The following is a 9,443-nucleotide window of genomic DNA, read 5'->3' as shown; positions in this document are numbered from 1 at the left end:
CAGGTCAGCGCTATCCGCGCTCACTCACGACACAAAATGCAACTGTAGTGCTACGCGTCGAACACCATGCGTGAACGGATATGGGACATGGGAGCACGGCCAGCCATTCCCGCGAAACGACGCGATGGCCCGGTCGCCTGCCCCAAATGGGCCTATCGGTGTCGGCATCTCGTTGAGAACCTCTGGGCTCGCCTCAAGGAGTGGCGCGCTGTCGCAACCAGATATGAAAAAACAGCAACGTCGTTCCTCGCGGTCATCCACATCGCTGCCGCAGCAGACTGGATCAAGCCCTAACAGGCCCTAAAAAAACATTTCTTGTTCTTTCCCTGTTGCAAGACGCAAGTTCAGGCTAGAAAGCGCGAGCTAGCAATGGCACAGTTTGTTTTTGAAACACCCCCACCATAGCCCTGCCGGGATAGAGGAGAGAACGGGCACGTCATGAAGGCTATGCTCAGCCGCTCTTCACCGCAACGGAACAGGCAGGAACCCCGTCTGGCCCCACAAGGGCAGACTGAGGGCCAGCCCCATGATGCACAGCCGGATGCAGCCCTGCCCGCCCATGAGCGGGAAAGCCTGAAGCCGTCTCTCACCCCCGTGCCCCGCCCGCTTGGGCGGCAGTATCCGCGCGTCAAAGGTACCCCTACCCCGCTCATCCGCCGGGAACTGTATGCGGAGCCAACGCTCGGCCCGGTGCTGACCAGTTCCGCCGTAGCGCATTTTCTGCTGCTCACGGCCCTGTTGTGGCAGACCACACACCACAACCCGCAAGGCTCCCCCGAGGGCACGCAACCACCCTCTGTTGAGATGGTGTTTGCCGCCCCCCAGACCTCCAGCGGCATGACAGGCCAGCAATCTCCGGATGCAGGGTCCGGTAACGCGGGCAAAACAGCCAGCACCGCCGGACAGGCCGAACCCAACCCGGAAGACGCCGCCCCCGGCCCCGCCGTACCATCTGATGACATCCCGACTGCGCCGGAACTGCCAACCTCCAGCGACGGCCTCCCCAAGCCCACGCCGCAGGAGCATAAAACGGTCAAGCCGGCACACACGCCCTCCGGCCACAAACCCAACGCCAGCAGCAAGTCTGCCGCTGTGCCAAAAGCCAAGCCCCAGCCCAACAAACGCCGCCATGCTGCGTCTCCGTTTGATAACCCGATGGACCTTTCGTTCAACGAGGCTCCGGCACCGCGCCGCCACCGCACAGGCCGCCCCGGCGGGTCTGGCGGGCCTATTGATATGTCGGTTGGTCCGGTGGTGGAAAACGGGGCCATTAACGCGCATTACACCTCCCGCGCCTCCATCAAGGGTGTGAGTGATGATTATGGACAGCAGGTCAATGAATGGATCGAGCGCCACAAATTCTACCCTGAAGAAGCCGCCCGCAATGGGGAGGAAGGTCCGGCCTCCGTACATGTGGTGCTGGACCGTACAGGCCGCGTAAAATCCATTTACGAGACAGGGTCCTCCGGCTCCTATTATCTGGACGCCGCAACAACCAGCATGTTCCGTGGCGCACAGTTGCCGCCAGTGCCGCCCAACATGCAGGGAGACCACTTCGATATTGACCTAACCATGAACTATATTCTGATCAGGCGATGACAGATGCGCCACCGCTTGATAGGTGTATTTCGCCCACACATAATTTGCCTGTAATGTCTGGCACCGGAGACTAAACACGACCACCTGACATCCGGGTGATGACATAGCCCTTCATAGTTTCGAAACATCCTGAAGAATGCCGCAAAGAGCATGGGAGTTTGACGTATGACCATTTCACAGGGACACCCCTTCAAGTCACGCTACGCCAACTATATTGGCGGTGACTGGAAAGCGCCGGTCAAAGGCGCTTACATGACCAACATCTCCCCCATTGATGGCCGCACCCTGTGCGAAGTCCCACAATCCACCGCCGAAGATATTGAGTTGGCGCTGGACGCGGCCCACAAGGCTTTTCAAAGCTGGAAACATGTCTCGGTAGCAGACCGGGCTAACATGCTGCTTAAAATTGCAGACCGGATGGAAGCCAACCTTGATGCTCTGGCCCTTGCGGAGACATGGGATAACGGCAAGCCTATCCGTGAAACACGCAATGCCGATATTCCTCTGGCCATAGACCATTTCCGGTATTTTGCAGGCTGCATCCGTGCGCAGGAAGGTGGCATTACCGACCTGAACGAACTGACCATTGCCTACCATTTTCATGAACCACTGGGCGTTGTGGGGCAGATTATCCCTTGGAATTTCCCGCTGCTCATGGCGTCATGGAAGCTTGCACCCGCTCTGGCTGCGGGCAACTGTGTGGTGCTCAAGCCAGCAGAGACCACACCGGCCAGTATTCTGGTGCTGCTGGAACTGATAGGCGACCTTATACCGCCGGGAGTGCTGAACGTGGTCAACGGCCTTGGGCGGGATGCCGGGGCAGCGCTGTCCACCAGCCCGCGCATTGCCAAGGTGGCCTTCACCGGCTCCACCCCCACCGGCAAAATGGTGGCCCACGCGGCTGCGGAAAACCTTATTCCCGCAACGCTGGAACTGGGCGGGAAATCCCCCAACATCTTCTTTGCCGATGTGCTGGACCATGATGATGACTATCTGGACAAAGCGCTGGAAGGCTTCACGCTTTTTGCGCTTAATCAGGGCCAGATCTGCTCCTGCCCCAGCCGCGCACTGGTGCAGGAATCCATCTATGACAAATTCATGGAGCGGGTAATGCCGCGGGTGCAGGCCATTAAACAGGGCAACCCGCTAGACCCAGACACCATGATGGGCGCCCAGAACTCTGCCATGCAGGCCAACAAGATTATGGATTACATCCAGATTGGCAAAACAGAAGACCGGGCAGAGCTTCTGGTAGGCGGTGCCCGCCCAGACCTTGGTGCTGACTTGCAGCACGGGTTTTATGTGCAGCCCACCCTGTTCAGGGGGGATAACACCATGCGTATTTTCCGTGAGGAAATTTTTGGCCCAGTCCTGACCGTCACCACCTTCAAGACGGAAGAAGAAGCGTTGGCCATTGCCAACGATACGGAATTCGGGCTGGGTGCCGGGGTATGGTCACGCTCCAGTAACACCTGTTTCCGTACAGCCAAAGGGCTGGAAGCAGGGCGTGTCTGGGTGAACTGCTACCATGTCTATCCTGCCGGGGCTGCGTTTGGCGGCTACAAAAAATCCGGCATTGGGCGTGAGACCCATAAGTCCGCGCTGGAACATTACCAGCAAACCAAAAGCATTCTCACCAGTTACTCTGAGAAAAAGCTTGGTTTCTTCTAAATCTTTTCAGGAGCGGCCTACACTACAGGCCGCTCCTTATTTATGCGGACAGGTGACGCTCCTGCCAGAATGTAAAAACTGGTTCTGGCACATATAACGTTATCTTGGCACGGGTGCAGGCAACATAGAGCAGGTTTATCTCCTGATCGCACTCCTCCATACGGCGCATCAATCGTTCTTTCTGACGGAGTTTGAACTTTTCAGAAAACTCCGGCTCGTCCTCCACGTTCGCAAGCCGCGCGAGTGCCCGCTCCCGCCGGCTCGCCCACTCGGCTGGGGAGAGGAAGTCATCCAGCATAATAACCGTATCAAACTCCCGCCCCTTGGCTTTATGGGCGGTGGAGCAAACAAGGCTGACATCAGCCGCATTGTCACAATGGAGCGCCTGAATAGTCTTTATTTTCTCGTCCAGATCAAACCCGTGCTTGTCAACAATGGTGAACAGGCGTTTGGCGGTGGGGTCTGCATTATCGCCTTCCTTGGCGGCAACAAGCTCCTTCCATGACCCAAAGGGCACGCCCCCTTCCGGCCCGCGCGCCGTAGGGTTGGAGTGCCTGCGATACAACGTAAGCGCTGAGCGGATTTCCTGCACCATGTCCTGAATACCGCCAAGAACATGAAAAGGCGTTTTTATATTCACAAGACTTTCAAATAACCGGGCGTTGGTACGGGCCAGAATAAGGGTGTTTTTAGCGGGCCGGACCTTACCTGTATAATGCCGGATAGACGTTTTAAGCGCCGGGTTACCATGCAGCGGATAATGCGGGGGTTTGGTATGCTGCGCCAGCACGGCATTGGCCAGTCTGGCAAGGTCCTCTCCAAAGCGCCAGCTTCGGCTGAGTGGGAGCGCCTGTACGCTCAGGCCGGACATGGCATCCACCGCGCCCCGAAAGGCGTAAATGGACTGGTGCGGGTCCCCCACCGCCACCAGCGGCAACCCGGATTTTTGCAGAATGGAAAACAGTACCGGGTTCAGGTCCTGTGCCTCATCCACCATGATATAGTCATAGCCGCTGATGGTCCGTTCCATCTCAAAACGCTTCAGGTAGACATCATGCGTAATGGGGAAGCTGTGCCGCTCATACCTGATAATATATTTGAAGGCCGCCGCCACAAAGGTCCGTACCGCACGGTTGCGCTTTGCGTCCGGGTCCGGGCAATGCGCCTGTGTCAGCTTGGTGCCTGCGCTGATTAAAAAGGCTGTCAGGGTTTTCAAAACCGTATCCGCCGTGCCGGGCGGGGCTGTCTGGCCCATTTCCTTTTCCAGTTGCCGCACATGCCGGACGCTATAACGGGGTATAAGCCGCTCGCCTTCAAGGGCGCGGATATTCAGGTCCGTAAAGGCATAGCTATGAGCGGTACGGGCCTGTATCTGGCGGCCAAAGCGGGCGCGGGCGTCCCGTGCAATGGCCGCATTAAAGGCCAGATAAAGCCCTTTATACTGGCCCCATTGCTCACTATACATAACAAGCGTACTGGTCTTGCCGCACCCGGCTCCAGCAACAACCTTGAAGCTTTGTGTGGGGCTTTTTGCCAGAATTGTCCTCTGCTCAGGCGTACACGCCACCATCCGCTGCCCTGCCCCTTTCTCAAACCCTGAAAAAGCGGCTTGTAACCCAGTTAGGTCGCGCTGTGCAGAGCCTTGATGCAGTACGTGGGGGGCACGCTCCCTCACAAAGAACTGAATTACGCAAACAGCTTCCGTGCTTTACGGTGGCAAAGCGTGTGAATTTGCCGGATAATAACACTACCCCTATGGGTAAAACCCTTATCACCGGCTATCTGACCTGCCTTGAAAGGGCCTGTGACTATGCCGTCTTCTTCTGCCGCTGCTCTGCCTGAGGGCGTACCGACAATCCGTGTAGTGGCCATGCCCAGCGACACCAACCCGGCCGGAGACATTTTTGGTGGCTGGATCATCTCCCAGATGGACCTTGCAGCGGGGACTACAGCAGCTTTCCGGGCCAATGGGCGTGCGGCCACAGTGGCCATCAACGGGCTGGTATTTCTGGAACCCGTAGCCGTAGGGGATGAGGTGAGCATTTATACCCACATTGCCAGAGAGGGCCGGACCTCCATGACCATTCATGTGCAAACCTGGCGGCGCGCACGCCATACGCACAAAACCTCCAAAGTGACGGAAGGTGACTTTACCTTTGTGGCGCTGGACACCAACCGCCGCCCCCGCCCCCTGCCGACCCATGCTCCAGCCGATGCCCCGGTTGACCCTGCTGTCTAAAACCTGAAAAAAGGCGGGGTAGCACGCACTGCCCTGCCTTTTTCTCTTCTATGTCAAAGAGTTGAGCCTAAAAACCCGCGTAAGCGTAAAAGCGGTTGTGGGGGTGGGCACCATTTTTTAGCCCTTTCCCATTCCGTAACGCCGTAATTTCGGCTAGAGCCTTTGGCGCGTAACAGGCTGCCCTTGCAGCGCATGGAACGCCCACCATGAGGCATCTTTCTGTCAGGTTTGACGTTTAACCCCCAGAAACGCCGTATTGGCGGTGTGTGTGGTACCAGTGTGGTGCCAAGGCACAAACCAAGTTCAATACGCCAGAGCACCATGCAGGCCTCCTGTGCGGTGCCCTAGCGTGGGCGGTTTTCCGGGAAAAGACAGCCGGAAGGCAGCCCACCACGTTTAGTCAGGATGGGGACCCGGCGCATATGAAACACTGGCAGATTGACCAACTCCCATGGGACAGTTTTGACCCATCCAAGGTAGACCCTGAGCTGCTCAAGGCGGTCAAAGCTGCTTCTGTTGTTGAGCGTAACAGTGTGGATTACGCCATTTACCTGAACAATGTGTTCAAGGATGACCCAGATTTCCAGCAGGCAGCCGACCACTGGGCGATAGAAGAAATACAACATGGGGATGCGCTGGGCCGTTGGGCCATGCTGGCTGACCCCGGCTGGGATTATGAAGCCGCCTTCCAGCGCTATCGGGACTTCTACCATATCAAGCTGGACGTTGATCAGTCCGTGCGTGGCTCCCGCACCGGGGAGCTTATTGCCCGCTGCATGGTAGAGACCGGTACATCCTCCTTCTACACAGCCCTTGCCGATGCAACGGAAGAACCGGCCCTGAAGGCCCTGTGCAAACAGATTGCGGCAGATGAGTTCCGGCACTTCAAGCTGTTTTACGACCACATGCAGCGTTACCTGAAGCGGGAAAAAATCGGGACCCTGCAACGCCTGCGTATTGCCCTTGGCCGCGTGACGGAAAGCGAGGATGACGAACTAGCCTCCGCTTACTACACCACGAATGAGCCGTCCTCTAAACCCTATGACCATAATGATTGCATTGCCAATTACATGGCGCGGGCCATGCGGTCTTACCAGCCAAAGCATTTACGCCGTGTTATTGGCATGGTGTTTAAAACAACAGGGCTAACACCGCACAGCAAATTGCAGGATGCCGCCTTCTGGGTTGCGGAAAAACTGTTCTTCAAACGCCAGAGAAAATTTGCCAAACTTGTTGGCATAAACTGAGCATTTAATACGGGGAGAGGCTTCTGTCTCTCCCCTTTTTTTGTCTGACTTCATAAAAACAGACCGAAATTCAATTCCCACAACAACGAATAATTCCTATAATTATTCTGCATTTTTTCAAAGAAAATCGCTAATTTCGCAACTTTCTTTCATTGCTCCCGTTTGGGGTGTAGTGAGGCAGCGTGTCTGCCTGTGGCCATCTGCCCATCAACCCGGCACTGCGGGGGGGGCCTGATGGTGCCCCTGACCCATACCGGAGCACATCATGACGGACCATACCACACCACCGGAGTATGACGCCGCACGCCGCCGCCTGTTCAAAGTTGCGGGCATTGCAGCTGCGGCAGGTGCTGCAATACTGCCATTTCCTGCCACTGCCGCATCCCCTTCTTCTTCTGCCGGAGGCACCATGCCCAGCACCCCACCGCTTAAGGACCCACGCGCCGCCTATGTAAAAGCCCCTTTTGCAAAGCAGCCCCAACCTTGGCCCGGCTTAAACAGCAAAATGCACCCGCTGCCAGACTGTGGGGAGACAAGTTATAAAGGCAGCAACCGGCTATTGGGGCGCAAAGCCCTGATTACGGGGGGAGATTCCGGTCTGGGTCGCGCCGCCGCCATTGCCTATGCGCGTGAAGGGGCTGATGTTGCCATAAACTATCTTCCCGCAGAAGAAAGCGATGCCGCCGAGGTTGCAGCGCTGATTGAAAAGGAAGGCCGCAAATGTGTGCGCATTCCCGGTGACCTGCGGGAGGAAACCTTTTGCCACACACTGGTGCAACAGGCCGCGCAGGCCCTCGGCGGGCTGGATATTTTTGTAAACTGTGCAGGGCGGCAGGAAACACATGACAGCCTGCTGGATGTCAGCACCGAAGCCTTTGACTGGACACTCAAAACCAACCTGTACGCACTGTTCTGGCTCAGCAAGGCTGTAATTCCGCTTATGCCACCGGGGTCCAGCATTATTTTCACCTCATCCACCAACGCATTTAGCCCATCGGTCAATATTCTGGATTACTCCATGACCAAAGCAGCCATTGCCAATTTTGCAAAAGGGCTGGCGAAACAGCTTGTGGAAAAAGGCATTCGGGTCAACGCCATTGCGCCGGGTCCGTTCTGGACACCGCTTCAGGTCAGCGGTGGCCAGACCATGGAGAATGTCGAGAAATTTGGTGCAGAAACACCAATGGGCCGCCCCGGCCAACCTGTTGAACTGGCACCCGCCTATGTGCAACTGGCTTCAACCGAAAGCAGTTACATGACAGGCCAGATTATTGGTGCAAATGGCGGCATGTGCCTGCCATAAAACAGTGCGCCGTATTGTACCGGCACTGTGCAACGGGGGCGCGTCATACGCCCCCATTTTTTATTAAATCTGGTTGCAGTTTTCTGCAAAAGGCTTGTGTGCAAAACGGTCTTTTATCCAGTTAATCTGGTCCTGCGTGGAATAGATCATGGTCGGGTCATGATCCAGACCGGGATAAACATGAAAGAACAGCTTAATACCGTTTTTACAGGCCTTGCGGGCCGTAGCCTTTACCCCGTTGGGCGGAACAGACACATCGCCACTGCCTGTCAGCACCATCAGCGGGCCTTTAACCGGCAGGCTACCCACAGCATCTTCTTTTAAAAGTGCTTGCACAGCCGGAGCTTTTGTCCAGTTGGGTTTCATGATGTCTGCGCTGCTTTTGCCGTTATAGGCTGCATGACCGGTAAACCAGCACCCCTTGGTGGCAAGCAGCGGGTAATGCTCATACCCGGCGGCTGTCAGAACTGTTTTTTCATCAAAACCGGGGTAACGGGCTTTCACCCCAAACGCCACCATAGGGAAGTAGAACGGCGCACCGCCTTCCTCCTTTTTGGGCGCAATAAAATTGAGCATGTTGATGGTGCCGGAGACAGATACAGTACCCAGATAATCAGGGTTATTAAGCTGCTGCTCCATCTCCCCCACGCTCCAGGCTGCCATGCCACCCTGTGAATGGCCATCCGCCACCCATTGTTGGCTGAGAAGACCCGGCAAGGCTTCATGTGCGGCAGCTACGGAATAAATGACATCATAGCCCTGAGACAGCTTGTTCATATAGTGGTGTGCGCCCGGCGTACCCTGCCCATGATAGTCCGTTGCCACAACGGCCAAACCCGCCTTGGGGAAGTCAAACAGGCCTTCATCCCCATAATACAGGTCTTTCATCAGGGACGGTGCGCAGGTCTGCGCAACACCGCTGGTGCCGTGCGCCCAAGCCACTGTTGGCCACCCGCCAGAGGGTGCGTTACCCGCTGGCAGCAGGATAAAGGCGGAGGCCAGAACATCTTTCCGCTCTGCATCCAAAGAATGGTAAATAATGCGCCATACGGTCATGCCCGCAGGCACTGCGTAATCCGTCGCTTTTTCTGCCCGCACCAGTTTACCCGGCCATGCGGAGCCTGTGTCCGGCTGGGTGTAAAACGGTGTTATCGGCAGTGCTAGGGATGCCTCCTTCGCCATAGCATCAGGGATAGTGCGGGGCAGTTCTTCCATCTGCGCGGCTGGTGTGGTTTGGGCCACTCCGGTAGCCCCCACACCAACAGATACGGCAACAGCAGCCACGCCACCCACCAAAACCTTGCGCCACACACCAGAGAACACCATGAAACTACGCCTCATTTCTAAAATTACACTCTACGAGCAGGACAGAAAAACCGGAGAA

At 56.4% G+C, this 9,443-nt stretch carries 8 protein-coding genes and 1 pseudogene; 6 read left to right on the top strand and 3 right to left on the bottom strand.

Annotated elements, in window-relative coordinates; genetic code table 11:
- Positions 1 to 51: 51 nt before the first annotated feature.
- The 3 genes and pseudogenes from ACTIDN_RS11015 to ACTIDN_RS11005 all read left to right on the top strand — a co-directional run.
- Positions 52 to 294, top strand: a pseudogene (locus ACTIDN_RS11015) (transposase); the annotation flags it as partial.
- Positions 295 to 438: 144 nt separating this feature from the next.
- Complete coding sequence (locus ACTIDN_RS11010; RefSeq protein WP_441377084.1) at positions 439 to 1,599, top strand: TonB family protein; 1,161 nt, start codon at positions 439 to 441, stop codon at positions 1,597 to 1,599.
- Between the two features lie 165 nt (positions 1,600 to 1,764).
- The gene (locus ACTIDN_RS11005; protein ID WP_441377083.1) at positions 1,765 to 3,270 is read left to right on the top strand and encodes an aldehyde dehydrogenase family protein; all 1,506 of its coding nucleotides are present in this window, start codon (positions 1,765 to 1,767) and stop codon (positions 3,268 to 3,270) included.
- A gap of 40 nt (positions 3,271 to 3,310) precedes the next feature.
- Here ACTIDN_RS11005 and ACTIDN_RS11000 read toward each other — a convergent pair whose 3' ends face one another.
- Complete coding sequence (locus ACTIDN_RS11000; protein WP_441377082.1) at positions 3,311 to 4,945, bottom strand: UvrD-helicase domain-containing protein; 1,635 nt, start codon at positions 4,943 to 4,945, stop codon at positions 3,311 to 3,313.
- Positions 4,946 to 5,080: 135 nt separating this feature from the next.
- Here ACTIDN_RS11000 and ACTIDN_RS10995 point away from each other — a divergent pair, with 135 nt between their 5' ends.
- Positions 5,081 to 5,509 (top strand): acyl-CoA thioesterase, encoded by a 429-nt coding sequence (locus ACTIDN_RS10995; RefSeq protein WP_441377081.1) that lies wholly within the window; start codon positions 5,081 to 5,083, stop codon positions 5,507 to 5,509.
- Positions 5,510 to 5,562: 53 nt separating this feature from the next.
- Here the strand turns inward: ACTIDN_RS10995 and ACTIDN_RS10990 are convergent, their stop codons facing one another.
- Complete coding sequence (locus ACTIDN_RS10990; RefSeq protein ID WP_441377080.1) at positions 5,563 to 5,832, bottom strand: hypothetical protein; 270 nt, start codon at positions 5,830 to 5,832, stop codon at positions 5,563 to 5,565.
- A gap of 99 nt (positions 5,833 to 5,931) precedes the next feature.
- On the opposite strand from ACTIDN_RS10990, the gene ACTIDN_RS10985 reads away from it, so the two are divergent.
- Together ACTIDN_RS10985 and ACTIDN_RS10980 are read left to right on the top strand one after the other, a co-directional pair.
- On the top strand, positions 5,932 to 6,756 hold the full coding sequence (locus tag ACTIDN_RS10985) for an acyl-ACP desaturase (RefSeq protein ID WP_415508301.1): 825 nt from the start codon (positions 5,932 to 5,934) through the stop codon (positions 6,754 to 6,756).
- A gap of 265 nt (positions 6,757 to 7,021) precedes the next feature.
- Positions 7,022 to 8,059 carry an SDR family oxidoreductase gene (locus tag ACTIDN_RS10980; RefSeq protein ID WP_441377079.1) on the top strand — a complete coding sequence of 346 codons (1,038 nt, stop codon included), beginning with the start codon at positions 7,022 to 7,024 and terminating at the stop codon, positions 8,057 to 8,059.
- Between the two features lie 63 nt (positions 8,060 to 8,122).
- On the opposite strand, the gene ACTIDN_RS10975 is transcribed toward ACTIDN_RS10980, so the two are convergent.
- Complete coding sequence (locus ACTIDN_RS10975) at positions 8,123 to 9,385, bottom strand: alpha/beta hydrolase family protein (protein WP_441377078.1); 1,263 nt, start codon at positions 9,383 to 9,385, stop codon at positions 8,123 to 8,125.
- Positions 9,386 to 9,443 lie beyond the last annotated feature (58 nt).

The sequence above is a fragment of the Acetobacter sp. genome, assembly GCF_052102375.1.
In the GTDB taxonomy this organism is placed as follows: Bacteria; Pseudomonadota; Alphaproteobacteria; order Acetobacterales; family Acetobacteraceae; genus Acetobacter.
The sequence above is the reverse complement of the archived record's forward strand: the minus strand, read 5'-3'. Positions and strand labels throughout refer to the sequence as shown.

Excerpts from the sequence above, each read along its gene's own strand:
- ACTIDN_RS11010 (WP_441377084.1), top strand. The coding sequence starts at position 439 with ATGAAGGCTATGCTCAGCCGCTCTTCACCGCAACGGAACAGGCAGGAA.
- ACTIDN_RS11005 (WP_441377083.1), top strand. The coding sequence starts at position 1,765 with ATGACCATTTCACAGGGACACCCCTTCAAGTCACGCTACGCCAACTAT.
- ACTIDN_RS10995 (WP_441377081.1), top strand. The coding sequence starts at position 5,081 with ATGCCGTCTTCTTCTGCCGCTGCTCTGCCTGAGGGCGTACCGACAATC.
- ACTIDN_RS10990 (WP_441377080.1), bottom strand. The coding sequence starts at position 5,832 with ATGGTGCTCTGGCGTATTGAACTTGGTTTGTGCCTTGGCACCACACTG.
- ACTIDN_RS10985 (WP_415508301.1), top strand. The coding sequence starts at position 5,932 with ATGAAACACTGGCAGATTGACCAACTCCCATGGGACAGTTTTGACCCA.
- ACTIDN_RS10980 (WP_441377079.1), top strand. The coding sequence starts at position 7,022 with ATGACGGACCATACCACACCACCGGAGTATGACGCCGCACGCCGCCGC.
- ACTIDN_RS10975 (WP_441377078.1), bottom strand. The coding sequence starts at position 9,385 with ATGGTGTTCTCTGGTGTGTGGCGCAAGGTTTTGGTGGGTGGCGTGGCT.